Below are 23,000 nucleotides of genomic sequence, written 5' to 3' on the forward strand. Positions count from 1 at the left end.
CCGATCCCTCATCCTTCGATAAGCGGGGCTACTGAATAAGCAGAGCTACTGAACGGGCCGCGCGGAGCGGCCACGCGGTACAGGCGGAAAGGGACCCGTGAGCGGCATCGAGATACGCGAGCTGGAGACGTTCCTCGTGCTCGCCCAGGAGTTGCACTTCGGACGGGCGGGCGAGCGGCTGTACGTGTCCCAGAGCCGGGTCAGCCAGCTGCTGCGCTCCCTGGAGAGCCGTATCGGCGCCCCGCTCGTGGAACGCACCAGCCGCCGGGTACGGCTGACCCCGCTCGGCGAGCGCTTCCTCGCGGACCTGCGTCCGGCGTACGACACCCTGCACGCCACGGTCGACGGGGCGCGGGCCGCCGCGCGGGGCATGGGCGGGGAGTTGCGCGTCGGCTTCCAGGGCACCGTCGACGACTGCCTCGGCCGGGCGATCGCCCTGTTCGGCGACCGGCATCCCGACTGCGCGGTCACCATCGTCGAGATCCCGCTCTCCGACCCCTTCGGGGCGCTGCGCCGCCACGAGGTGGACTGCGCGGTGGTCCTGCTTCCGGTGGCCGAGGACGACCTCGTCCTCGGCCCGGTCTTCTCCCGGCAGCCGCAGACCCTCGCCGTCTCCGTCCGGCACCCCTTCGCCGCCCGGGAATCACTCTCCGCCGAAGACCTCGCCGACTGCCGGCTCATCGGCATCGACGGCGGCGCCCCCGAGTACTGGCGCCGGGCCCAGGCACCCGGCCTGACCCCGGGCGGCCTCCCCGTACCGACCGGACCCACCGTCAACACGCTCCAGGAAGGCCTGAGCCTGACGGCGGCCAACCGCGGCGCGATGCTGCTGTGCCGGTCCACGGCCGACTACCACGGCCGCCGCGACTCCCTCGCCTTCGTCCCCGTACAGGACCTGCCCGCATCCGAACTGGGCCTCATCCACCACCGCACCCGGCCCTCCACCCGGGCGGAGGCCTTCGCGGGAGCGCTCACCGAGATCACGGGACCGGCGTCCCGACCCGCTACCGGAAAAGCGCAAACCCCAGGTCAGAACGATTCTGCCTGGGGACGCTCGGTGGGGCAGGTGGGACTCGAACCCACGGCCGACGGATTATGAGTCCTTTTCGGATCTTACGATCGATTCCCGATCATGCCCTGATCTTCCCATAATCGCAGGTCAGAGCCCTAATCCCCTTCGCCTTCCTCCGCCGGCTTCCTGGTCTTTCCTGGTCCTTCCGTCCACTGCGTGTCCACTGGGGCCGCAGTCGCGTCCGATCGTACGCGCCGCAGAACGGGCGAGTGGGAGCGTCCGCGCTGGTGGCGGACTACATGATGGAGGAAGAGACAGACTCCGGCGCAGCGGAGTGCCTTACCGGCGGAGCGGGCTCCCGCCCCCTGTGCCCGGGGGTGGAGCCGTACGGCTTCTCGCAGGTCAGCCGCCTGGGACAAGGCTATCGCGGCACCGAGTCCGGCGGAACGGATTCTTCGGGTTCTTCCTGGAGCTGTCGTACCGCGCCGACTTCCGCTTCCAGTTGCCGCTGCGCGATCACGAGCTGCGCCCGGTGTTTCGCCAAGGCCCTGCGAGTGTTGGCGAGGGTGACGGCCTGGCGCCTCTCAAGTGCTTCGAGCCGCGCTATCTGGCGTTGAGCATGATCGACCTTCTCGGCTCGGATCAGCGCGGCAGGGCGGTGAGGACCCGGGGTCTTGCTGCCGGGCTCCTTGCTGAGCTGGGCTCGGGCGAAGTCGAGGAACTCCGCGAGCGGGACGTACTTCGCGCGCCGCTCTCCGATGCCCGTGAGCAGGGCGATCTTGGGGAAGTCCGAGTGACGTTTCGCCCAGTTACTGACGGTGGAGCGGCTGACGCCGACGAGTGCTGCTCCTCCCGCGAAGTTGATCAGTTCGTCCTCGCGTCCCTTGTACTCGTCACGGAGCCAGGTGACGGATTCGATGTTGCTCACGCCGCCTCGCTCGCGTCGTATTCCAGGGGCAGCGCCTCGGTGATCACCGTGATCTGCCGCGCCTTCGGTGGGGTGACGGCCAGGTCGTAGCCGCCTCCTGGTGCTGCGCCGGGCAGATGCCGCTTTTCGATTCCTGTGCGGAGGGTGCGCACGGGGCCGCCCGCGTCGAACCAGCCTTCGGGGTAGAGGTTGGTGGCATGGGTGGTCCAGCCGCGTCCTTGCCGTTGGGGCAGGGCGGGAAGGTCTCGCCAGCCGGGGTGGGTGTGGTCGTGGGCGTCTTCGACGGCCTCGTCGGTACGACGACGGTCAGGGCCCTCCCACGTGCAGCCGAGGCAGGCTCCGCGATGGAGGTAGGGCCAGGTGTCGCCGGAGCCGTCGGGAGCCGCCCGGTCCCAACTACGGACGAGGACGGTGGGCCGGTGGTCGGCAGTGGGCTCGGGCGGTGTGCGGTGGGTGAAGCCGGGCTGGCCCCAGTCGATGCGCCAGATCGGGCGAGCGTTCGTGGACTTGTCCCAGCGGTGGGGCAGGTAGGCGGTGTGGCGGGCGACGGCACCGCGGGGTTCGTCAGGAGAGGTGGTCATGAGGTGGTCTCCGGGCTGGCGGTGGCCCCGGCGAGATGGCCGGGGCCACCGTGGTGGTCAGAGGTTGTCGAGGTCCGCTCGGCCCGCTTCGAAGCGCGCGGCCTCCTCGCGCACCACCGCCAGGATCGGGGCCGGGTCGGTCCCGTTCCGAACGCCTTCGAGCAGGAACTCGGCGAGGTCGTAGCCGGGGTCGATGTCGATGGCGTCCGAGAAGGCGTGGGCGGCGGTGACGGTGTCACCCTCTCGCCAGGCGACCCAGCCCAGGAGGGTCAGAAGCGGCGGGGCCATGTCGGTGTACGGCGGGACGCACCGCCGGGCGAGGTCGCCCCAGAGCTGCCGTTCGTGGGCAAGGTCGCTCTCCTCGCCGCCGGACATCGTGGCGTCTCGGGCTCCTCGGTCTTGCAGGCCGAGGATGATGCGGGCGGCGACCTCGTCCTTGAGCTGGCCTCGCCCGCTGCGTATGTCGGCCAGGGCGGCGTTGACGGTGTCGACGGTGCCGTAACGGGCGATGAGCCGCTGGTGGTCGGCGAACGTCTCGGGCTCGTAGACGAGGGTGGCGGAGCCGAGGGCTTCGCGGTATCGCTCGGCGTTGCTGTCGGTTGCAGGCAGGTACTCGCTGGCGATCTGGACAGCGTGCTGGAGGTGCGCCGTGCGCCGAGCTTGGCTCTCGCGGATGGCGGCGAGAAGCTCTCGGGGGTCTTCGCCGTCGATCGTGGCGAGGTGGATGCCGACGGCCAGTTCGTAGCCGGGGTCGGTGGTGATGGCGTCATGCAGGGCGACGCGGGCTGCGATGAGGTCGCCTTGCCTCCAGGCGGTGAAGGCGAACAGCGTCAGAATGGGCACGGCTTCCTGCGTGAACGGGTCGGCGCAGTGGCGGGCGAGGTAGGCCCACAGACGTCGGGCGTGGGGAAGGTCCTCGTCCGCGAGGATCATGCCGGCGTCCACGGCCGCGTCGTCTTGCAGGCCGACGATGAGCTGGGTGGTCAGGGCGCGGTTGAGCGCGGTCGCGCCGCTGCGGAACTGGTTGATGGCGGCGTCGATCTGCGTGCACGTTGTCGAGAGCATCGCGTCGTGTCCGGCGCTGGTGGCGCAGCGGCTCTTGAAACGGAACGTGGTCACGTGCAGGTCCTTGAGGATCTCCAGGTCGACGGTGGTCGGCCGGAACTCCGCGATGATGTCTCGGGTGCGGGGGCCGGGAGTTCGGCCGAGCCGGGCCATCTGCGCGGTGATGCTGGTGGGGTCGTCGGGCGACGGGAGCGGTTCACCCTCGCAGCACCCTTCGGTGGCGCACTCGTACGCCCACCACCGGTTCGAGACGAGACCGATGGTCTGGAGTACGACGCCGCGGTGCTCCATGAGTTCGGTCGTGAGCCAGTCAGCGACGGGAGCGAGGAGCGCGGCGGTGTCCCAGGGGGTCTGGTCGGGGCGCGGTTCGCGGGTGAGGTAGATGATGACGCCCTGGTCGGGGTTGTGTCCTTGGTCGTTGGCGTAGGCCGCGAACCGGCGGGCGGCGGTCTCGGCGGTGGTCTTCCACTCGGCGGGGTCGTCGGGCAGGGGGCACGTCATGGTCGGTCCGTCGACGAAGTTCGGGCCGGGGGCGTGGAGGGTGATGCTGTCGTCGGGGTAGTGGCCGAGGAGGTACGGCAGGATCTGGGCGAGGTTGGCCAGGCTGGTGACCTGCACGGTGTTGTCGGGGCTCACTTCTGGGTTCCTTCTGCGGTGGAGGTGGGGTCAGGCTGCCCGATGCGGGTGGGTGGGGGCGGGGCCGGGAGGCCGCGCGGTTTGTTCGTGAGGGCGGGGAGCAGACGGTCGCGGACGAGGGCTCCGAGGTCGGTGGCCAGGGCCTCGCTGGTGCGCGTGTTGAAGACGGCGTGCCAGGTGCGGCCGGGCTGGAGCCGGGCGTCGCGGGCTGCCTGCGCTTCTGCCTGCTCGGTAGCGGTACCGCCGTCCGGGAGCGGTGGCAGGTCGGGGCCTGCGGTGATCCAGGTCTGGATGGCGAGGCCGCGGGACTGGATGCGCACGCCGAGGCGGTGGCCGTCGGGGTGGCGGTAGGCGGCCTTGCGGTCGGGTGTGTCGGATTCCTCTTTGAGCCAGGGAGGGTCGAGGGTCGGGGCGATCTGGTCGAGGGGCGGCAGGTCGATCTCGTCGCGCGGCGCGGCGAAGGCCGGGCGTCGGCGGCGGACGACGGGCGTGGTGCCGGGGCGATCGAACGTGTTGGTCACGCCACGGGCTCCTTGCTGGGCATGAGCTCGTCGACCAGGTCGAAGGCGCGGCGGACGGCGACGAGCGAGTGGGCGGTGCCTACGTACCGGTCGCGCTCCTCGAAGGCTTCGAGGGCTTCGGCGCGGGTCTTCGCGTAGTCGTCGTCCGGGGCGAGGGAGTCGGCGCAGCCGATGAGGCAGCGGGGGCCGAGGTCCCAGATGATCGCGTTGACGGCGGCGCACGCGGCGGACAGCGAGTCGACGTCGTTGCCGTACCAGTGGAAGTCGTGCGGGTCGAGGCCGAGGTCGCGCAGGCGGACGGCGACGGAGCGGAACATCGTGCCGCTGCCGATGGCGGGTTCTCGGAAGGACATGCCCGGCTTCACGAAGTCCTTGTCGATGGTCATGTTCGCCATCAGGTCGCTGACGCACGCCGGCGTGTGGTACTCGCCGCGCCACTTCTTGTCGCTCTTGTGCCGCAGGCCGGTGAGCAGCGGGCTGAGGACATCGGCTTCGGAGCGTCGCCAGATGTCGTCGTGGCCGGTGAGGTCGAGCAGGCCGGTGTTGATGGCGGCGCGGGTGACGGCGTGGACGGCGCGGAGCTGCTGCTTGTCGGGCTCAGGGTTCCAGGCCCAGTCGTGCAGGCGTATCGCGCGGTTGATGAGGTCGGGGCGCTTGATCCAGTGGCCGAGGTAGATCTCCTTGAAGAGCTGCGGGAGGTCTTCGGGCGAGAGGTTGAGCACCAGGTCCGGGAGGCCGGGGACGTTGCGCAGCAGGGAGAGTCCGGCGACGGTGCCGAGCGGGACGTCGATGCTGCTGCCGCCGAAGGACTGGTACCAGGCTTCGAGGGCGTTCTCCGCGATCTTGCGGGCGTGTTCGTGCGGGTCGCGTGGGGCGGCGTAGCGGCGTGCGGTGATCTTGCCGGTGGTGCGGGCCTTGGACTTGGGCGGGGGCTTCTTCGCCCACGAGGGGGCGGGCCGGGCGGCGGCCGGGGCCGCAGCACGGGGCAGGAAGTCGTCGGACACGACTGCGGAATCCTTTCTGCGGGCGCGCATGGGGCCGCCCCGGTACGCGGTGCGCGACCGGGGCGGCGTGAGCGGGGTGTGGGCGGTGTCAGCCGGTGTGCTGGAGGGAGTTGAGCGTGGCGACGATGCCGCCCACCTCGATGTCGTGGGCGGCGTTGCGGTATCCGGCCTGGCGTAGTCCGCTGATGAGGAACATGTGGGCCGCTTCTTCGGCGTCCATGTCGCTGATGAGCTGGTCGAAGGTGGCGTCGCTCAGCTCTTCGGGGCGGTACTCGTAGCCTCGGAGGAGGGTGGTCTCGATCTCTTCGAGGGTGGCGGCCTGCTCTGCATCGGTGAGGCCGAGGAGAGCGGACCAGGACGCCAGGGTGGCGTCGTCTACGGGGAGCTTCACGGTCTGGTGCCTTTCGGGTGGACCGTGCCCGGCCGCGCGTGCGGCCGGGCACGGGCGGGTCAGGAGGTGGGGGCAGGGAAGGGGTTGCCCCGGTAGTCGGGGTGGCAGGCGGCGTACAGGCCGCCGGGGAGGGCTTCGGTGATGACGCCCCATCCGGCCCAGCGCATGACGGCGAGGTAGCCGAGGTCGCCGCCCGTGAACCCGGTCCGGCCCTTGGCTCCGGGGTCGGGTGCGATGAACACGAAGCCGGGGAGTTCACCGCAGCCGGCCGGGAGGACCTGGAAGCCGGGGCGCAGTTCGTGGACGCCGTCGGTGTGGATGGGCGGGAGCCCGGCGGCGGTCAGGATGCGTATGGCGTCCTGGACGAGCGGGTCGTTGTGGTGCTCGGGCAGCGTGCCGATACCGGTGTGGATGGGCGGCGTGTGCGGGGCGATGCCGACGCTGGCCTTGTAGATGTCCATGAGGAGCAGGGCGTCGTCGCGGCGGCCGGCCCGTCGCAGCGCGATGTTGGCGACGATGGCGACGGAGTGCCGCTTGTGGGTGAAGGCGCGAAGGAACTGCTCGACGGTCATGTTGGTCGCGGTCTGAACGTGGTTGAAGGAGCGGCACGCCAGGCGCAGCCCCTCCGCGACGTGTTCGGGTTCGAGTCCTATCTGTTCGGCGAGTTCAAGGACTCCGGGCGAGTAGGTGTTCATCTGGGTCTCCAAGAGGACGCTTGCGCGTATGGGTGCGCCCCCGGCGTTGGGCCGGGGGCGCGGGCTGTGCTCGGGATTGTGGTTAGCGTCGGCCGCCGCATCCGGCGTGGCCGCAGCCTCCGCAGAAGCCGCCGCTGTTGCATTCGCAGCCGCATCCGGTGTGCTGCTGGGGTTCCACTTCCAACTCCCTCCCGGATTCGGGCGTTTCCCGAATTCCTTACTTATATCTTAATGGCAAATACCCCAGAAGCAAGGAATGGCCGACGGAATGCGAATTGATTTTCCGCAATTCAATTCCCTTTAATTCGCGGCCGGCGGAATGAGGTCCGGCCACCGCACGGCTTCCAGCGCCCGGCGGTGCGTGTCGGGCACCGGCACGGTCGGGTAGCCGAGCCAGTCCAGGCCCATCGCCGCGAGGATCGTGGCGTCGGCCTGGTCGTAGCGGCCCGGCCCTTCGCACGCGACGCCGTACCGTTCGACCGCCACCGCGCGCACCATCCCCTTCGCGACGCGGGACCGGTCCTTCTTGGGCCACTCCTGCGCCGGATTCGCCCGGCCGGTCGCGTAGATCGTGCGGCCGTGCGGCGTCACGACGGCGTACGGGATGCCGTTGCTCCACAGGTACTGGGTGACCAGCCACCACAGCCCGGCCAACTCGTGATGCCCGGCCTGCCCGCCCTGGGCGTACGCGGCGCCCTCGACCACCACCAGGTCCGCGCTGCCCTTCACGCCGAGCGCGACGGCGGCGAGCAGCCAGTGCAGGCGCTCGTGACTGCGGCGGCGTCCGGGCCGGTAGGCGTACGCCCAGTTGGCACCGGCGACGCCGGTCGAGGTCAGCGACAGGTCGAGGCCGACGACGCGCGGCTGCCACTCCCCCTTCTCCTGCACGCTCGGCAGGGTCACCGGGGCACTCTGCGGCTCGGCGGTCACACGGCACCTCCGGCTCGCCGGATCGCGCGGCCGTTCACCGGCCGTCCCCGCGGGTCGACGCCCGGTGCTTGGTAATCAGCCGCTCGGCCTCGTCCATGGCGGGGCCCTTGTGGCGGTCGGCCCATTCGCCGTCGTAGCTGCCGGCCGGGCCCCACAGGTACCAGCCGGTGTCGTGGTAACCGTCCTTCGGATTCCGGCGCCGGTGGCTCAACTCCCACCAGCCGTCACGCCACCGCCACAGGCGCTTCGCATCCTGGTCAGGCAACCAGCCAGCCCGCTCGACAAGAGCCTGGAACCGGGCGACATCGGTGCGCAGCATCGCCGCTTCGACGGCGGCGTCCAGGTCGCGCGAGCCGGTGCGCCCGGCCCCGTCGGTCCGGTACGCGGGCGAGCCGGATGGCAGGCCGAGCTGGTGCACGGCCTCGTCCCTCTGCCGGGCGACGCGCCGCAGCAGGCTCGCCGCACCGCGTATCCCCCGCTCCTCCAGCCACGTCGCGGTGGCGTCGATCTCGACGCCCACGGAACGGTCGTCCATCTGTCGTGCTCCTTCGGCGGGGCCGCCCGGTACACGCCGGGCGGCCCCTGGTGTGCGGGTGGTTACGGGCGAACGGCCTTGGGGGTCTTCGGGTCCTTCTGAATGCAGTTGCCGGAGTCCGGCATCGCGCGGCGGCCCGCCACGAGGTCCTGGAACCGTGCGCCGGGGCGGAACCTCACGACGCGGGTCGGGGCCACCTCCACCTCGTCCCCGGTACGCGGATTGCGGGCGTTGCGCGCGGGGCGGGCCTTGGGAACCAAGGTCCCGAAGCCGGTGACGGAGACGGCTTCACCGCGGGCGACGGTGCGCACCATGGCGTCGAGCACGCTCTCCACGGCGGCGGTGGCTTGCGCTCGGCCGCCGAGTTCGTCCTCCACGGCGGCGATGAGCTGGGCTTTGTTCATGGGGCGTTCCTTTCGAATCGGATGCTGTGCCTCAGGAGTTGAGGGGCGGGCGCGCCACGCGACGGGCAGGGGGCTGAGCCCGAACCCGGGGTCGACGTCGTCGCATACCGCAGCACGGTAGTCCGTAACGTGCTTCATAAATGTCATCTATCTCTGGTCAGTCGGGAAGCCGGATGAGGAACTTTCCGACCGCGAGCACCTTGGAGATCGGCAGGGCGACGGCCACGTGGTCGGCGGAGACGAGCGTCGGCTCCTCGCCGGGGCCGGGCCGGGCGGGCACCACCCACGCCTTCCCCGTGATGTCCGCGTACCGCGCCCCGACCTCGAGGAGGTTCCCGGCGAACAGGAACAGCCGGGTGCGCAGCGAAGAGGCCCATCCCGCGCCCGGGGTCGGGCCGTCCCAGCTGTGCGGGGTCTGGAGGCCGAGGAAGTCGGGTCCGGCGGTCACCAGCGTCCCGACGGGCCCCAGGGAACGGAACTCGATCGCTTCGCCGTCCGTGCTGGCGCTCCCCCACAGGGCGAGGTCATCGGCGTTGAGCTGCACGGGGCGGGCGCTGGCCAGGGGATGGTCACGGGCGTCGAGCACGAGGCGCAGCAGCGCGCGCCAGGGCAGCCGGCCGACATGGGAGACGGCAGGCACCGTGATCTGCGCGATGCCCTCGGTGCAGAGGAGCTGCTGGTGACCGTCGCGGGTGACGTGCTCGACGGTGACACGTTCGGAGGGCTCCAGCCAGGCACGCAGCGCGGCGGCGTCGTCGTAGCTGACGGGGAACGTCCACACGTCGCCCGCCACGGCGGTACGGGCGACGGCGAGCGTTCGGTCGCCGCATCCGACGACGTGGAGGTGACGGGGGGTGCAGTCGAGGATCAGATCGTCGGCGTCGTGAGTGTCGTCGTCCGCCCGGAAGCGGTGCGGGGCAACCCTATCGAGGGCGGCCGCCAGGTCGCGGGCCTTGATGGTGAACATGCTTTTTCTCCGCAGGAGTTGTAGGGGTGGTGATCAGGTGCCGGTGGCGCGCTTGCGGGCCCGGCGGGCCTGCTGGGCGAGACGTCCGGCTTCCCGGCACAGGGAGCACGCGCGCTCCCCGCGCCGGTTGTGGGCACGGGCACCGGCTTCGGTGCCGTGGGTAATGGGGCGCCGCCCGCGCTCGCGCAGCTCGGCGGGCTGCGCGTTGTCGCAGGTCGCGAGGACTTGGCCGTTGTGCCAGAGCCGCCCGCCGCAGACGCCGTCGAACGCGGCACTGCTCGGCAGGACCAGGTCGACGCACGGCGCGCGGAACGGGCAGCTCTGGCAGGTGGCGAGGAGCTGGAGGACCAGCGGCTCCGCCGGGTCCGCAGCCGTCTCCTCGGACGTGAAGCGGGCGTCCCCGGCGCAGGGGGCCTCCGCGACCCACCCGTTGCCGCTCATCTGCTCCTCCTCCCGCGCGCTAGGCGGTCGGCGGCAGCGTCATCAGCCGGACGAGATCGCTGCTCGTGCCGTACGGATGGCGATAGTCGTGGATGGCGGCAAGGTGCCGCCCGGCCAGGGTCGGCATCGCGAAGATCTGGCCCACCAGGCGGGTGAGGACGTCTTCGCACTCGCTGGGCCAGCGCAGCTGAGTGGTGAGGTTATGGGAGCCGTCCTCGGCGGAGACTTCAACCACCTCGATGATCCGGCCCCCGGCACGGCGCCCGTCAACGATGACGGCGGTCGCATCGGGGTGGTGCGCGCGCACCAGCTCGGCCACGTGGGCGGCCCGATCGACGGGCGGCAGCTCCAGCAGCCAGGAGTTCCCGTCCGATGCCTGGTTGCGGCGGACCGTCGCCCACGCCGGGGAGGAGTACGGAGCCAGCGCGATCTGCACGTCGGACTCGATCTGGTCCGCGATGTCGTCGAGCGGGTGGTCGTCCTCCGGCTCGCCCTGGTTGTCCCACAGCTCGGGGCACGTCCCGAGCGGGCTGGGCTGTGCGCCCAGCACGCAGTGCAGGTCGAGGGTGCGGGAGCTGCTGTAGAAGGCGAAGCTCACGTAGACCGCCTCCGGGCAGACGGCACGGATCTTCGCCGTGATGTGGTCGAGCACCGCGAGGCAGTACGCCTTCTCGATGCGCAGACGCTCGGCCTCCAGTTCCTCGCGCTGTTCACTGAGGATGGTCAGCTGGTCGTGTACTGCCGGTGTCATGGCAGAGGTGTCCCTTCTCTTCTTGGGGTTGGTTCAGGCGAGGACAGGCTTGAGGCGTTCACCGATCCAGCGCGCGACGTTGACGCTCACGGCGTTGCCGGCCTGCCGCGTCTGGGCGGCCTTGTTGCCGACGACCTCGTACCAATCGGGGAACCGCTGGGCCGAAAGCTGCTCGCGCGGCTGGAGCATCCGGAAGTAGCAGTCCTCGATGGCGGGCGCGCTGCGCACGACGGCCGCCGAGTCGCGGGTGGCCAGGGTGTGCAGTGGCTCGCCCGCGTTCTTCGGCGCGGCCTTGCGGTACGGGATCACCAGCGTGTTCCGGGCCCGGGTGCGCACGTCACCGTCGGGCACGACCAGGCCGTGATGACGGGCCGTGGCGATGGTGCTCAGCGGTGCGTCGATGGGCGCCGCGTCGCAGTTGTTGCGGAACTCCACGATGAACGGGTCCACCGTGACGAGGGCTTCGCTCTCGCGGGTGGTCCGCGTGCGCATCGGCTCCTCGATGGGAGAGGCCGTGTCGTTCCACGAGCCGCCGACCGGCACCAGCAGGGCTTCACCGAGCTTGGCCGTACGGGTCGGCAACGGCCGAGTGTGCGGGGCGAAGGCGCGGGCGGTGCCGTCCTTGCCGTGCGTGAGGGTGACGACGGACGGCTCGTACGGGAACTTCTCCAGCCCTGCCGCGATCCTCTTCATGGTGTTGGGCACCAGCGGCTTGTCCCGGTCCCCAATCCGCTGGCCGATGTTGTCCCACATGATCACGTCAGAGGCGGGCCGAACGTACGGTTCCACCAGCGCGCGGCCACAGCGGGTGCTTGGGCACCGGTAGTCGTACTGGGCACCGTACTTGCCCACCTTCACCCGCGGGTCTCGCCAGCTCTGCCTCGCCTTGACGTCCCGCCCGCACTCGAAGCAGTGCGCCAGCGGGCGGGGCGCGAGGTCGGGGCGGCGAATCCCGGTGAGGGTGAAGACCAGGTACACGCGGTCGCGCCACTGCGGGGCGTGCGGGTTGGTCTCCGAGCCGATGTGCGCGGAGGAGACGGACACGATCTGGACGCGGTAGCCGAGCTTCTTCATGCCGTCGATCCACACGGGGAACAGCAGCCAGTCAGTGACGAATTCGACGACGTTCTCCACGACGACGGCGGGGAACCGTTTCGCCTCGGCGGCACGCAGCACGCACCAGGCGGTCACCCGGGTCATCTCGAAGGCTTCAGGGGGCAGTTCGCGCCACTGCTCCTCTTCTTCGAACAGGGCGTCCTGCACAGGGTCGGGGCGCTTCCTCCCGCCGGCGGGGCTGATCTCGGTGCAGATGACCGAGGCCCACAGCACCATCGCCTTGGGGAGCCAGCGCACGGGGTAGTTCTGGATGTCGGCGCAACGCGCCTCTGCGGTCGGGTGGTTGAGCCCGAACGTGTCGACGGAGGGCTGCCAATGGTTAATGCCGAGGATGGGGTCGAAACCGGCTTCCCACAGGCCGGTGGCGTCTCCGCCCGCTCCGCAGAGCAGGTGGATGGTTCGGGGCACGGTCTTCGGTCTCCAAGAGGTGGGGCCGCCCGGCCCGGTTGTCGGGCCGGGCGGCCGTGGGTCAGGACTGGTCGGTGGCGCGTAACGCGCGGTGGTGGCGGCTGTCCTCGATGCCGAGGGCGGTGAACCCGATCAGTCCGAGGGCGCACACGGTCAGCAGCCAGATCACCGGTCCGCGCCCCCTGCGGAGCGCGGCGCGCGGCGCGGCCGGTCAGTCATTGCTGCGGGTGACGCGGACGGAGGCGGTGTGCCCGGCGCCCTCGAACATGGCCATCGGGTAGCCCTCGCGCTCGGGCCGCAACCACACGCGGCGGTAGCCCTCGCGGTCGGTGAGCCGACGCGACCACTCCGCGAAGCGGGCGATAGCGGAGGCTGGGCCCTCGATCCCGGCCGTCTGGTTCCGGCTCGCGCCGAACGGGGACGTGCGTGTTGCCGACACCATCAGCTGGGGCGCGCGGCTCGGAACGTCAATGCCGTCGATGCGGGCCAGAAGCGGAAACAGGCTGTTGCCGTGGTGGCGCTGCGGGCCGTTCGGGGTGGAGTCGTACAGGACGGTGTGCGTGCCGGTGCCCTCCACGTCCCGGCGGATGGCGCTCCAGCCGGTCACCTCGGCCGGGTCGACGGGCAGGCTGTACTCGGAGGCGATGGCCACCTCCGTGCCGTCACGAAGGTCGGCGTGGATGTAGAACTCACCTCCGCCAGCGGTCTCAATGTCGGTGACCCAGCCCGCGTAGCGCAGCGGCGTGATGACGTGGCCGTAGTTGTGGAACATCCGAAGCCACAGTGGGTCGTCTCGGCGGCTGCTGTTGGGCAGAGGCGCGATGATCGTGGTCATGTTCTGGTCTCCAAGAGGATGTGCACGGCGGGCGCGCAAGACGCACGCCCGCCGTTGAGAAATGTCACCTATCTCAGGCGAAGCGGGATTCAGACGGTGGGCAGTTCACTGCGGGCGAGGATCTGCACCGACCACAGGCGGCCGCCGCGCGCGACGGCGCAGCCGATCATGCGGCCCTGATAAGGCAGGACGAAGCCGCTGCCACCCTCCTCCTTGGCGAGCGCGTTGACGAGTTCGCGGACGCCGTGCTCGGCGCACTCGGCGGAGCAGTAGAGACCCTCGCCGACTCGCGGGGGGAGGTGCGGGCCGTGGATCACTTCCGCGACCACGAGATAGGCGTCGGGGGCGGGGGCGAGTGCTGATGAGCTCAAGTCGGTCTCCAAGAGGTCGGTAAGTTCGGCCAGTTCCGAACTCATGCTTATATCTTAATGGCGAACACTGGGGCGTCAATGTTGGTGAACTTGCGAACGCCCCAGCTAGTTGCGGGAGTTGTGGAACTTCTCGCGCCCCATTCGGCTGAGTGCACGCACCCGCTGACGGGCCTCCTCCACGGCTGCGGGGTCTGTCCCGGACATACGGCGCTCCTGCTCGGCGAAGAACTCCCGCAGCCATTCCTGCTGTCCGCGATGCGCCCGGTCGACTTCCTCGCGCCGCGCCTCGTCGCGCCCGGCGCGCGGGTTCGTGCCACAGCCCCGGCAGTTCGCCACCGGCTGCTCGTGCTTCGGGCAGTCCGCCCGCTGCTGGGCTCCCTGCGCCGCGCCCGGCTCCCCTGCGGCGTCAGCCCTGGGGGTAGGGGGGTTAGGAAGAACAGAGGAAGAAGGTGGAAGAGAAGGGGTTTCCCCGGGGGAACCCGCCGAGTTTCCCTGCGGCAACCCACTGGGTTCCCCCGCGGCAACCCTGCTCTGATCCGATTCAGGGTTCCCCTCGGGCAACCCTGGCTCGACAGCTGCCCGCGCTTCTTCCCTCGCGGTGACATCCTGCTGCGTACGAGCGGCAGCCGACGGCCTGCGGCGCGGGGTGTTCCTCGCCAGCCGAGGGTTCTTCGGAGCACGCTGCTGCGCACGCCGACGCTCGATCAGCTCCTCAGTGGACGGGATGGGCGGCACGCCGTGGGGGAAGACCCTGTACTCGGCACGCAGGCCGACACGGCCGACCGTGACCCGCTCGACCAGGCCGAGCCCGATGAGCTCCGTGACGACCGTGATGACCGTCTTCTCCCCCACGCCGGCCCAGGCCATCATTCGTTCCAGGCCCGGCCGGGCCAGACGCGTCTGGTCGTCGGCTGAGTCGGCAATCTTCATCAGGACCAGCCTCTGCGTCTTGTTGATCACCTCCTTCGGCAGATAGCCAGCCGCCACCATCATGTGGATGCTCACCGGCACCTCTCTGTCGTTCCGTACGGCTTCCACCACGCCGGGGCGGAGGCGGAGTACGCGTAGGCCCCCGCCCCGGCGGTGGGCGCGATCAGGACTTCTTGCTGGCGGTGACGTTGATGCTCACCGCGGTCCGCCGGTCGTGGTCGAGGCGCGTCGGCACCGGGATGCCGACCTCCTTGAGCGTCGCCTTCATGGCTGTCACGTCCGGCGCCATCGGGACCTCCAGCCCCGCACGGCGGTACATCGCGACCATCGCCTCGACGTCATCGACCTTGGTCGGGTTGCCGCCGCTCCACTTCAGGACGTTGTCGCCGTACGTGCCCGGCTCAGAGCCGTCGAGCTTGGCGCGGGCGAACTTCTGCTGCTCCTTGAGCGGCTTCATCTGCTCGCCCGCCTCGACGTACTCGGCCAGCGCCTTGGCGCGGTCCTCGTCGTCGTGGACAAGCTGACTCTGCGGTGAGCGCCCGGCAATAAGCGGCCCCCAGCACGCGGTGCGGAACGGGCAGTGATCGCAGATCGCGGAGATGCCCGGCCCCTGGAAGGTGCGGGGCAGCTCCTCCGGCGAGGCGGCGGACCGCACCTGCTGGACCCACCAACGGGCACGGCGGGCGCGGGCGGCCTCGTAGGCGATCTCCTGAACGTGATCGTCGCCCGAGTCGCGGTTGATGAACCGGAAGCGGATACGGGCAACGGGGATCGGCCCGAGACGAGCGAGCTGGCGCTGCCCCCGGACGCTGGCGAAGCCCTCGTGGGCGAGCAGGTCGGAATAGAGGTACGCCTGCCGCAGCTCGGCCTCGCTCGCTCCGTAGCGCAGAACGCTGTCCCACTGGTACGTGCCCTTGCTCTTCACGTCCTCGACGGTCGTCTCCTCGGCCGGGAGCGTGGGGCGCAGCCGCTTCGGGAGCCGGGCGGCGGTGGCACTGTCGAGCTGGACAACGTCGATGTGCCCTCGGAGGGTCTGATCCTCAACACGGCGCTCGACGATCCAGCCGTACTCCTCACGAGCGGCCTCAAGTATCCCGGCATGCAACCAGGTTCCGAGGATCGCCTTGCGCTTCTCGCCTGTGTCGGTCGGGGTGCGGCCGTGCAGGAGGTATCCGGCGCGGCGGGCGCACACCGTGTCGCTGGCGCCGAGCTTGGTCTGCTGGGAGCGGGGACGGCGTGCGTCCGCCGCGTGAGCGGCGGGCCAGAGGCTGACGGGCCGCTTCGGCGCGATGGCCAGGGTGGTCACGATGGTCTCCAAGAGGATGCGGTGCCGCCCGTCGGCAACGGACGGCACCCAATGTCGGCAGGGTCAGGAAGCGGTGCGGGACGCAGCGGCCTTACGCGACTTGCGCCTCGCCGGGGCCTGAGCCTCGCCGGAGTCGACTGCGGAGCCGTCCTGCTCTACGGCCGAATCCGCCTTCTTCGCGGGGCGCTTCCGCTTCGGCTTCGCTGGCTTCGCCGCGTCCTGGTTCTCGGCTGCGGGGGTGTCGGCGGGTTCGTTCTTCCCGCCGTCGCCGGAGCTGTCGCTCGCTTCGAGCCCGGCGGCCGCGCGCAGGCGTCGGGTCGCGTCCTCCGCCTCGCGCACGACGGCTTCGGCGTCGGCCCGCATCATCTCCTCATCCACGAAAAGGCCGGAGAGGTCCTGCGGTGCGGCCATGCGCAGGGAGCCGGCCTCGGCGCACTTGCGGACCATGTGGGCGGGCATCTGCCTCCACATCTTCGCCACGACGTACCCACCCTCTTTGCGGTCGTAGTACGTCGGAGCGAACTCGTCCCACCGGGCGATGAACGGGAAGCGGGAGTTACCACGCAGGACGGTGACCTTGACCGCGGCTGGATACGCCTTGGCCAGCCAGACGTCGTGGGCGTTGCCCTCGAAGTCGTAGTAGACGGTGTCCTCGTACGAGACGGGCTCTCCGGCCTGCGCCGCCGCACGGTGCGCGACGGTGCGGAAGCCGTCGATGCCGGTCTGGATGGTCCAGATCTTCTCAGGCTCGTCTGGGTCGTCGGCGGCCTTCCAGTTGTTGCGGCCGATCATGTAAATCTGGCGCGCGAACGGGTCGAGACCCGTCCTCACGCAGTAATGGAAGAAGATGGCCAGTTGGGCTCGCGGTGCCTGCGCCAGTCCGGGGCTGATCATCGCCAGGGCGCCTATCTGACGAGCGTCGAACTCCGTTTGATCGGCACGCAGCACGACGGCGCTCGGCCGGACAACCGGGCTGGCGGTCTGGGTCTTGTCGACCACCGCGCCCTCCACGGTGGCGGGTTCGGCGGATGGTTCGTCGGTCACGTTCTCTCCAAGAGGTTCAGTCGGTCCGCAGGCTGCGGACTTCGAATGCGCGCGCCCACTCGGGGTGGCGCTCGATGAGCAGCCGGACATACCGGCTGCGGAAGTTGTTGTTGAGGCGGAACTCGTCGCCCTCGGTCGCTGTGACGTACCGCCAGCGCAGGACCTCGAAGAGCATCCCGATGCCGACGCGGCGGGCGCCGCGCTTGAGGTAGTCGGCGGTCAGGGTCTCCAGGGCCCGGAGAACCCATGGATTGAGCTGGTGGAACGTCTCGAACTGGGCCTGTATCGACGGGGCCATGCCGTCCGGCTGCCGCACGGTATGGATGACCAGACCCGGTAGCTCGTCCTGGACGGATGCCACGCCAACCCCCTGATGGTGACCGACTTCAAGAATGTCACCTATCTTGCGGGTTGGCGTTCAGATGATCAACCCCACCGGCAATCGGCACGACTTCGCGCCCCCGACTCCGCTCACGCAGTCGTACGCTCCACCTCGGCCTCCATGCGCTCCATCCGGGACTCGTTGGCCGACGAGACCTCCCGCAGGACGCGGACCGCGATGTTGGAGTTGGGGTTCTTCATGACGTACAGGGAGAGCGCGCCCTCCAGGATCACCACCTCCTCCGCCCTCGCGATCGCGACCTCGTCGCCGCTCGGCGTGACGATGAACTGCACTACTGCCTCCTTCGTGAACTGCCGCCCCGTGAAGGGGATTACATATATCTTATTGGCAATTCAGGGCAAAGTACAGTGTTTGCGCAGGTCAGAGGCCCTTTGAGGCGTGGCGGCCACGGGTGAGGACGCGGCTGCCCGGACCGTCGTAGGTGCCGTTGCGCACGGCGGCGACGACCGTCTCGTCCACCTCCCACGGCAGGCTCCGCGCGGTCTCGCGCAACATCTCGGCGGCATCGAGAACGGTCTCCAGCAGCCACAGCATCGAGCCCGACAGCAGCCAGTCATGCTCCGGGAAGCGCCCGCTCGCGATCGTCGTGGCCAAGGTCCCCTGCGCGGGCAGGCCAAAGACCTGGATAATCTCGTGCTGGCCGACGATCGGCGGCAGCTCGTCGGCGTGACGTGGTTCCCAGCCCTCGCCCTGCTCCGCGATGATCTGCGCCTTCGCGTCGAGGTCGACCTGCCGGAACCGGGCCGTCGTTGCGCCCCACCCGGCCGCGAAACCCAACGGCCAGTACCGCACGCCGCTCACGACGACGGCGGTCGACGGGTCCAGCACGCTGCCACGGCTCGGGGAGAGCCACTGCGCGACCTGCTTCGGATCGACGCGGTACAACCGGGCGAACTCCTGGTGCCCGACCAGATACGGCTTGCGCCGACTCATTCCGTCCTCCGCTGTGCCGTACTGGATGCAGGGGCAGCGTAGCCGCACGCAGATGCCGGCGTGCGCGGCGGTCGCTGCTATGGTGGCGGCGGTCTTTCCAAGAGGACCAAACGGCCCCCGCTTCGGCGGGGGCCGTGTGCGTTGCCGCGCTCTACGCGGACTTCTCCTCCGCCTCCCTGGCAGTGGCGTTGCGCCGGGCGCGGTCGCGCTCCTTGAGCTGTCGCGTGAACCGCAGAGCATGGAGGGTGCGCCCGTCGGTCGCCGCACGAAATGCCTCCGCCGCCTCGGCCCTGGTCAGACGGCGCCCGTCCACGGTGAACAACGGCCCCTCCGTGCGCGTACCGATCAACTCGCGCAGCACGCCGGCCGCCGACGCAGTGATGCCGGTCTCGAAGATGCCGCCTTCCTTCGAGTCCCGGATGACGACCAGCTGTTCGTCCAGCTCGGCGTCCGGCACATCGAGCGCCACGACCTCCTCGGGTCGGACCTCCGACTCCCACAGAAGCTGCCACACCGCGCGGACGGCGAGCGGAACCGCCGGGTCCGCCAACGCGGTGTCCACCTCCAGGTCGGAGACATGCAGGTACGTCGTATCCATCAAGACCCCCAGGCCGCAGAAACAGTTCGCCCTCACCATATGAACCGTGTCGGACACGGGCCCTTGACAACCGATCCGTCGGATCACGTACGGACCAGACTGACGACGGTCAGCACCACCGCCGTGATGCTCACCAGAACGGCGACCGTCGGCAGCGGCCACCGCGTCTTCTCCAGCGCCGCCACCCGCTCCTCAAGCTCCTCCAGCGCCTTGTCGGTCTGGTCACTGCGCTGCACAAGCAGCGCGAGCTGGCCGTCCATCCGCGCGAAGCCGACCTCCAGCGCCGAGCGGAGCTCGGCCAGGGCAAGAGCCACCTGCCCCTCGGGCACGACGTCCTCCTCTCTGCTCACCGGGGCGTCAGTGCTTCGGCGTGGCGGGGTCGCGGTTGAGCGTCAGCCACGACGCCGTGCCGGGCCTGCCCAGGACGGTGCCGACCGTGGACTTCAGCGCGCTGAGCGCGGCGGGTATCGAGGAGACCGCCGCGGCCTGCCACGCCGACAGGGACACCATGTCCGTCGTGCTGGAGGCGGCCATCAGGCCCAGGAGGGACTGGAGGTAGGTGGCGAGGGTGCGCTCCGCGACGTCGGCGAGTGCCTGCGGCATGGGGTCGTTCTCCTGATTCGGGGTGGTCGGAGTCGGTGCTGGAGCGCCGGCCTGGTGCGGGACACGCAGGTCCGCCCAGGTTTCGGGGCCGGGGATGCCGTCGGCGTCGGCGCCGTGGTGGCCGCGCTTGATCTGGTAGGCGGCGTACGAGCGTCGGTGGGCCTCGTTCCACACCTGGCCCGGCGGGGAGTCGTAGGAGTCGCAGCCCTCCGCGATCAGCCGCTTCGCCATCGCGGCGAGGACCGGCGAGGAGCGGCCCTCGCGGAAGAACTCCTTGCCCGGGTAAGCCGCGTACTTCGGCTTCGGCTTCGGCTTCGGCTTCGGCTTCGGGTCAGGCTTGGGGTCGGGCTTGGGGTCGGGCTTCGGCTTGCTGCCGTCCTTGAGGTGACGGGCGACACGGGCGCGGAAGTCGTCCATGTCGATACCGCCGGGATCAGGTTTTCCGGGCTGCCACTCCTTGTGGCCCAGCACGCTGTGCTCGTTCCAGCCGTGCGCGCGGCAGACCGCCGCCGCTGCGCGCGCCATCGCGTCGAGCTGTGCCGACGGCCACGGCTGATCCCCGGTGTTGATGCACTCGAAGCCGTAGAAGTGACGATTCCCGTCCGTATCGGCTTCGTTGTCGCGCGGGAGGGACTTCTTCTCCGCGATGACCGCAAGCAACACGTCCGTGTCACCCATCCCGGCATGGTTACAACGCCCGTACCCGACCAGGTGGATGGTGCCGGACCGGTCGATCACGCCGTGGCACAGCGGACCGGGCAAGTCCTGATATCCGGTCCGGCACAGCTCCACCATGTCCTTCTCGGAGCTGTACGGGCCCGTGTGGTGGATCATGACCCCGTTCGCGGGGCCCCAGTTGCCGTGAGTGTTCCGGTTGTGGGTGCGCCACTTCCCGTGCTCGACCACGCCGAGCCCGGCGCCCTTCAGCACGGACAGGAACCTGTCCGCGCTCAGCGGTGTAGCCACGCGCTTCGTCCATCTCCCCTGCGCCGGATGGCAGTCGGCCGTGGCCGCCGTGGCGGTCCGGTCCCTCGGGAGTGCGAAGCGGGCGGAGGGTCACCCAGGTCGTCATGCTACCGGCAGCGCACCGAGCCGCAGCCGGTGCGCCGCTCAGTCAGGCGTCGTCGCGGTCGGTACGGATCGACGTGCTGTCGAGGCTGAGCCACGTCGCGCGGACGCTGCCGCCGCCCTGGACGCGCAGCCGCACCATGCCCTTCGGGTCGATATCGAGCTGAAGTGCGCGCCGCGCGTCGGAGGCGACATCGACCGTGCGCGGGGCCTCGGGCCAGTACCCCTCGGGCAGCAGGGCGACGAGCTGTTCGTCGGTGGCCCGGCCGCCTTCGAGCCCGACCCGGCCGCAGAGCTCTGTCGTATCCCACGGGTTCGCGCGGAACTGCGGCGGCTGCTCCTCGTCGGGGACGGAGGTGTCGCCGGTGAGCGGGAGGTCCCTCCACTCCGGGTACGGGGCGCGGCGGGCGCGCTCCAGCGCGGTGACCCGGCGTTCCAGCTTGGCCATGCGGCGGCCGAGGGCGGCGATCGTGTCCGGCATCTACTGCTCCGATCCTTCGTCGCCCGCCTCGTCCTCGGGCTTGTTCGTGCGCTCCAGCTTCAGCGTCACGCGCTCGGCGGTCTCGCCCTCGCCGGGCCGTACGGTCCACCCGACGATCCGGCACCAGCCGTCGAACTCGGTGTGCGGCTCGAACAGGCGGATACGTACGTCGTCCCCGACGCGCAGCGCGTGGATCGGGGCGGCGGGGTGATCGATGATCTCCAGTTCGGTCAGCGAGGGCAGGACCTGGCGGGCCAGCCGCTCCCGGCGGGTCCGCTGCTTCAGCTTCGCCTCGTCCTTCTCGCTGGTCTCCAGCCGGTGCTCCAGGCGAAGACGCCCGTTGCGCTCGCCGTCCACGACGACCTTGCGCTTCTTGCCCTCGCCCGCGCCGAGCCCGATGACCCACTGGGCGTAGGAGTCGGCGTCCTTGATGACGTGCGGGTTGCCGACGACGTTCGCGCCGGTGGTGAACGTCAGGTCCTCCCGCCGCCGGCCGAGACGCGGGGCTCCGAGGAGAATGCGGCGCTCGGCGCGGCGCCCGCGCCAGGCCACGGTCTCCGACCACTCCAGGCCGTCATCGATCTCGGCCATCTCGTCCACCATCTCGCCGAGGTTGCGCGGATCGGTCTTGGTCGTGGTGTACGGGTCCTTCGCGGTGCCGGTCTTCGCCTTCGACTTGGTGTCGTCCACGACCACGCCGAGGTCGCCGTCCTCCTGGTCCTGGGCGTAGGCCCACACATCGCGGATCACCGCGCACGGGTCCGCTTCGATGTACGGGCCGCGGCCGCCGAGGTTGCCGTGCAAGTCGAAGCGTTTGTGGAGGTAGCTCGTGAAGCCGGAGGCTTCGACAGGCAGGGTGTTGCCCTCCGGCTCGGCGCGCCACAGGACCCCGCCCCAGTCCAGGCGGGCGTCGCGCTCGACCAGGAGCACCGTGTCCCCGGCGTCGAGGGTGGCACTCAGCGCGCGGCGGAACGAGGTCGGCAAGGTCGCCTTCAGCGAGCCGGGCCCGGATATCTCCGGGCCGTACTCGACTTCGCCGAGCGGGAGGTTCCAGTGCAGCACGTCGCCGGTCGAGGCCCGCGCGACGATGTAGCGGTAGTCGGCCATCGTCACGCGGGCCCTTCCGTGAAGGCGACGTCGAGCGTGACCGTCGTGCCCTTGGCCACGGTCAGCTCGCCGTCCCCGTACTTGTCGTTCTGGTTGATCTCGACGGCCAGGTGCTGGCGGGTGCCCCGGTAGGCAGCCGGCACGGCGAGCGTGTCGGCCAGGGTCGCGGAGGAGCGGCGGGTGGTGGTCCCGTCGTCGTCCACGACCGTCGGCTTCGCGGCCCGCTCTCCGAGGCGGGTGCGCAGCTCGGCGTACACCGAACCCGCCTCCGCGCGCAGCCCGGAGAGCGTGACGACAACGGTGGCCGTCGTCGCCCAGACCGGGACGTCGAGATCCCACGCCGCTTCTTCCGGCCAGGCCGCCCACTGGCCGTGCTTGCCGGGCACCTCTTCCGTCTTCGTCGGGTGCACGGCGCGCAGGACCCGCTCGGAGCGCGGGTTCGCGACCTGCCGCAGATCGGTGACCATCTCGGCGGTGATCGACGCGGTGTTGCGCGGCAGGGCGACCCGGGCCAGGGCGAGACCGGTCATCCCCTCGGGTACGGCGGAGGCGTCGGCGGCCACGCCACGGACGACGTGGAAGTAGCCGATCTCCTGGGTGCGCGGGTCGCGGTCCCCTTCCCACTCGGGGTCCTCGATCCGCAGGACGATCAGGTCGGTGCGCGCGAACGGGCCGGTCGGCTCGACCTCCACGCGGGCGTCACCGATGTTGCTCTGGGTGTAGGCCCCCTGCCACGGGCGGGCACCGTGGATGAGCGCGGAGCCGTCACCGACGCGGACGCCAGGTCCGGGCGTCTCCAAGGGCCGGACCTTCAGGTCCTCGCTCTCCGCGACGCCCTGCCGGCCGCGGGCCAGATCACGGATCATCAGGCGCATCGCGCGGGCGGAGTGGTCGGCCCCGCGCACCATCATGGGGGGTTGCAGCGTCACGAGTGCT

28 protein-coding genes and 1 pseudogene are annotated in these 23,000 nt (G+C 70.2%); 1 reads left to right on the forward strand and 28 read right to left on the reverse strand.

The window, feature by feature from the left end:
* Positions 1–97 precede the first annotated feature (97 nt).
* Positions 98–1,099, forward strand: a complete 1,002-nt coding sequence (locus ACFW9Z_RS01360; protein WP_384632496.1) for a LysR family transcriptional regulator — start codon at positions 98–100, stop codon at positions 1,097–1,099.
* Between the two features lie 334 nt (positions 1,100–1,433).
* Here the strand turns inward: ACFW9Z_RS01360 and ACFW9Z_RS01365 are convergent, their stop codons facing one another.
* The 28 genes and pseudogenes from ACFW9Z_RS01365 to ACFW9Z_RS01500 form a co-directional block, all read right to left on the reverse strand.
* Positions 1,434–1,940, reverse strand: coding sequence for a hypothetical protein (locus tag ACFW9Z_RS01365; RefSeq protein ID WP_384632499.1), 507 nt, complete (start codon positions 1,938–1,940; stop codon positions 1,434–1,436).
* Entirely contained in the window at positions 1,937–2,521 is a 585-nt protein-coding gene (locus ACFW9Z_RS01370) for a DUF6349 family protein (RefSeq protein ID WP_384632502.1), read from the reverse strand. Before ACFW9Z_RS01370 ends, ACFW9Z_RS01365 begins: the two co-directional genes overlap by 4 nt.
* A 57-nt stretch (positions 2,522–2,578) precedes the next feature.
* A complete protein-coding gene (locus ACFW9Z_RS01375) occupies positions 2,579–4,222 on the reverse strand; it encodes a DUF4192 domain-containing protein (protein ID WP_384632506.1) in 1,644 nt (547 codons plus the stop codon).
* The gene (locus ACFW9Z_RS01380) at positions 4,219–4,743 is read right to left on the reverse strand and encodes a hypothetical protein (protein WP_384632509.1); all 525 of its coding nucleotides are present in this window, start codon (positions 4,741–4,743) and stop codon (positions 4,219–4,221) included. Before ACFW9Z_RS01380 ends, ACFW9Z_RS01375 begins: the two co-directional genes overlap by 4 nt.
* Positions 4,740–5,747: an N-6 DNA methylase gene (locus tag ACFW9Z_RS01385; RefSeq protein ID WP_384632512.1), complete on the reverse strand. Its 1,008-nt coding sequence runs from the start codon at positions 5,745–5,747 to the stop codon at positions 4,740–4,742. The genes ACFW9Z_RS01380 and ACFW9Z_RS01385 overlap by 4 nt, the downstream gene beginning before the upstream one ends.
* An 88-nt stretch (positions 5,748–5,835) precedes the next feature.
* Complete coding sequence (locus tag ACFW9Z_RS01390; protein WP_384632515.1) at positions 5,836–6,138, reverse strand: hypothetical protein; 303 nt, start codon at positions 6,136–6,138, stop codon at positions 5,836–5,838.
* Between the two features lie 59 nt (positions 6,139–6,197).
* On the reverse strand, positions 6,198–6,833 hold the full coding sequence (locus ACFW9Z_RS01395; RefSeq protein WP_384632518.1) for a hypothetical protein: 636 nt from the start codon (positions 6,831–6,833) through the stop codon (positions 6,198–6,200).
* 300 nt (positions 6,834–7,133) lie between these two features.
* Positions 7,134–7,736: a hypothetical protein gene (locus tag ACFW9Z_RS01400; protein ID WP_384632521.1), complete on the reverse strand. Its 603-nt coding sequence runs from the start codon at positions 7,734–7,736 to the stop codon at positions 7,134–7,136.
* A 61-nt stretch (positions 7,737–7,797) separates the two neighbouring features.
* Positions 7,798–8,298 (reverse strand): hypothetical protein, encoded by a 501-nt coding sequence (locus tag ACFW9Z_RS01405; protein WP_384632525.1) that lies wholly within the window; start codon positions 8,296–8,298, stop codon positions 7,798–7,800.
* 62 nt (positions 8,299–8,360) lie between these two features.
* Entirely contained in the window at positions 8,361–8,702 is a 342-nt protein-coding gene (locus tag ACFW9Z_RS01410; RefSeq protein WP_384632528.1) for an HU family DNA-binding protein, read from the reverse strand.
* A 157-nt stretch (positions 8,703–8,859) separates the two neighbouring features.
* Positions 8,860–9,669 (reverse strand): hypothetical protein, encoded by an 810-nt coding sequence (locus ACFW9Z_RS01415; RefSeq protein WP_384632531.1) that lies wholly within the window; start codon positions 9,667–9,669, stop codon positions 8,860–8,862.
* Between the two features lie 33 nt (positions 9,670–9,702).
* The gene (locus tag ACFW9Z_RS01420) at positions 9,703–10,110 is read right to left on the reverse strand and encodes a hypothetical protein (RefSeq protein WP_384632534.1); all 408 of its coding nucleotides are present in this window, start codon (positions 10,108–10,110) and stop codon (positions 9,703–9,705) included.
* Between the two features lie 19 nt (positions 10,111–10,129).
* Positions 10,130–10,861, reverse strand: coding sequence for a hypothetical protein (locus tag ACFW9Z_RS01425; RefSeq protein WP_384632537.1), 732 nt, complete (start codon positions 10,859–10,861; stop codon positions 10,130–10,132).
* Positions 10,862–10,894: 33 nt separating this feature from the next.
* Positions 10,895–12,385, reverse strand: a complete 1,491-nt coding sequence (locus ACFW9Z_RS01430) for a DNA cytosine methyltransferase (RefSeq protein WP_384632540.1) — start codon at positions 12,383–12,385, stop codon at positions 10,895–10,897.
* Positions 12,386–12,596: 211 nt separating this feature from the next.
* The gene (locus ACFW9Z_RS01435; protein WP_384632543.1) at positions 12,597–13,220 is read right to left on the reverse strand and encodes a hypothetical protein; all 624 of its coding nucleotides are present in this window, start codon (positions 13,218–13,220) and stop codon (positions 12,597–12,599) included.
* Positions 13,221–13,309: 89 nt separating this feature from the next.
* The gene (locus ACFW9Z_RS01440) at positions 13,310–13,636 is read right to left on the reverse strand and encodes a hypothetical protein (protein ID WP_384632546.1); all 327 of its coding nucleotides are present in this window, start codon (positions 13,634–13,636) and stop codon (positions 13,310–13,312) included.
* A gap of 60 nt (positions 13,637–13,696) precedes the next feature.
* On the reverse strand, positions 13,697–14,596 hold the full coding sequence (locus tag ACFW9Z_RS01445) for a helix-turn-helix domain-containing protein (RefSeq protein ID WP_384632550.1): 900 nt from the start codon (positions 14,594–14,596) through the stop codon (positions 13,697–13,699).
* Between the two features lie 88 nt (positions 14,597–14,684).
* On the reverse strand, positions 14,685–15,827 hold the full coding sequence (locus ACFW9Z_RS01450; protein WP_384632553.1) for a PD-(D/E)XK nuclease family protein: 1,143 nt from the start codon (positions 15,825–15,827) through the stop codon (positions 14,685–14,687).
* A gap of 63 nt (positions 15,828–15,890) precedes the next feature.
* Complete coding sequence (locus tag ACFW9Z_RS01455; protein WP_384632556.1) at positions 15,891–16,871, reverse strand: recombinase RecT; 981 nt, start codon at positions 16,869–16,871, stop codon at positions 15,891–15,893.
* Between the two features lie 16 nt (positions 16,872–16,887).
* A complete protein-coding gene (locus ACFW9Z_RS01460; RefSeq protein WP_384632559.1) occupies positions 16,888–17,232 on the reverse strand; it encodes a hypothetical protein in 345 nt (114 codons plus the stop codon).
* A 110-nt stretch (positions 17,233–17,342) separates the two neighbouring features.
* Positions 17,343–17,546 (reverse strand): hypothetical protein, encoded by a 204-nt coding sequence (locus ACFW9Z_RS01465; RefSeq protein ID WP_384632562.1) that lies wholly within the window; start codon positions 17,544–17,546, stop codon positions 17,343–17,345.
* Positions 17,547–17,634: 88 nt separating this feature from the next.
* On the reverse strand, positions 17,635–18,207 hold the full coding sequence (locus ACFW9Z_RS01470; RefSeq protein WP_384632565.1) for a hypothetical protein: 573 nt from the start codon (positions 18,205–18,207) through the stop codon (positions 17,635–17,637).
* 151 nt (positions 18,208–18,358) lie between these two features.
* Positions 18,359–18,805 (reverse strand): hypothetical protein, encoded by a 447-nt coding sequence (locus ACFW9Z_RS01475; protein WP_384632568.1) that lies wholly within the window; start codon positions 18,803–18,805, stop codon positions 18,359–18,361.
* An 83-nt stretch (positions 18,806–18,888) separates the two neighbouring features.
* Entirely contained in the window at positions 18,889–19,134 is a 246-nt protein-coding gene (locus tag ACFW9Z_RS01480; RefSeq protein WP_384632571.1) for a hypothetical protein, read from the reverse strand.
* 325 nt (positions 19,135–19,459) lie between these two features.
* Positions 19,460–20,374, reverse strand: a pseudogene (locus ACFW9Z_RS01485) (peptidoglycan-binding protein); the annotation flags it as partial.
* Between the two features lie 148 nt (positions 20,375–20,522).
* Positions 20,523–20,957 (reverse strand): hypothetical protein, encoded by a 435-nt coding sequence (locus ACFW9Z_RS01490; RefSeq protein ID WP_384632574.1) that lies wholly within the window; start codon positions 20,955–20,957, stop codon positions 20,523–20,525.
* Positions 20,958–22,070 carry a hypothetical protein gene (locus ACFW9Z_RS01495; protein WP_384632577.1) on the reverse strand — a complete coding sequence of 371 codons (1,113 nt, stop codon included), beginning with the start codon at positions 22,068–22,070 and terminating at the stop codon, positions 20,958–20,960.
* On the reverse strand, positions 22,067–22,993 hold the full coding sequence (locus ACFW9Z_RS01500) for a hypothetical protein (protein ID WP_384632580.1): 927 nt from the start codon (positions 22,991–22,993) through the stop codon (positions 22,067–22,069). Before ACFW9Z_RS01500 ends, ACFW9Z_RS01495 begins: the two co-directional genes overlap by 4 nt.
* Positions 22,994–23,000 lie beyond the last annotated feature (7 nt).

It is taken from the genome of Streptomyces sp. NPDC059452 (assembly GCF_042750035.1).
Classification (GTDB): domain Bacteria; phylum Actinomycetota; class Actinomycetes; order Streptomycetales; family Streptomycetaceae; genus Streptomyces.

Excerpts from the sequence above, each read along its gene's own strand:
- ACFW9Z_RS01490 (WP_384632574.1), bottom strand. The coding sequence starts at position 20,957 with ATGCCGGACACGATCGCCGCCCTCGGCCGCCGCATGGCCAAGCTGGAA.
- ACFW9Z_RS01440 (WP_384632546.1), bottom strand. The coding sequence starts at position 13,636 with ATGAGTTCGGAACTGGCCGAACTTACCGACCTCTTGGAGACCGACTTG.
- ACFW9Z_RS01370 (WP_384632502.1), bottom strand. The coding sequence starts at position 2,521 with ATGACCACCTCTCCTGACGAACCCCGCGGTGCCGTCGCCCGCCACACC.
- ACFW9Z_RS01425 (WP_384632537.1), bottom strand. The coding sequence starts at position 10,861 with ATGACACCGGCAGTACACGACCAGCTGACCATCCTCAGTGAACAGCGC.
- ACFW9Z_RS01475 (WP_384632568.1), bottom strand. The coding sequence starts at position 18,805 with ATGGATACGACGTACCTGCATGTCTCCGACCTGGAGGTGGACACCGCG.
- ACFW9Z_RS01435 (WP_384632543.1), bottom strand. The coding sequence starts at position 13,220 with ATGACCACGATCATCGCGCCTCTGCCCAACAGCAGCCGCCGAGACGAC.
- ACFW9Z_RS01420 (WP_384632534.1), bottom strand. The coding sequence starts at position 10,110 with ATGAGCGGCAACGGGTGGGTCGCGGAGGCCCCCTGCGCCGGGGACGCC.
- ACFW9Z_RS01415 (WP_384632531.1), bottom strand. The coding sequence starts at position 9,669 with ATGTTCACCATCAAGGCCCGCGACCTGGCGGCCGCCCTCGATAGGGTT.
- ACFW9Z_RS01470 (WP_384632565.1), bottom strand. The coding sequence starts at position 18,207 with ATGAGTCGGCGCAAGCCGTATCTGGTCGGGCACCAGGAGTTCGCCCGG.
- ACFW9Z_RS01395 (WP_384632518.1), bottom strand. The coding sequence starts at position 6,833 with ATGAACACCTACTCGCCCGGAGTCCTTGAACTCGCCGAACAGATAGGA.
- ACFW9Z_RS01410 (WP_384632528.1), bottom strand. The coding sequence starts at position 8,702 with ATGAACAAAGCCCAGCTCATCGCCGCCGTGGAGGACGAACTCGGCGGC.
- ACFW9Z_RS01405 (WP_384632525.1), bottom strand. The coding sequence starts at position 8,298 with ATGGACGACCGTTCCGTGGGCGTCGAGATCGACGCCACCGCGACGTGG.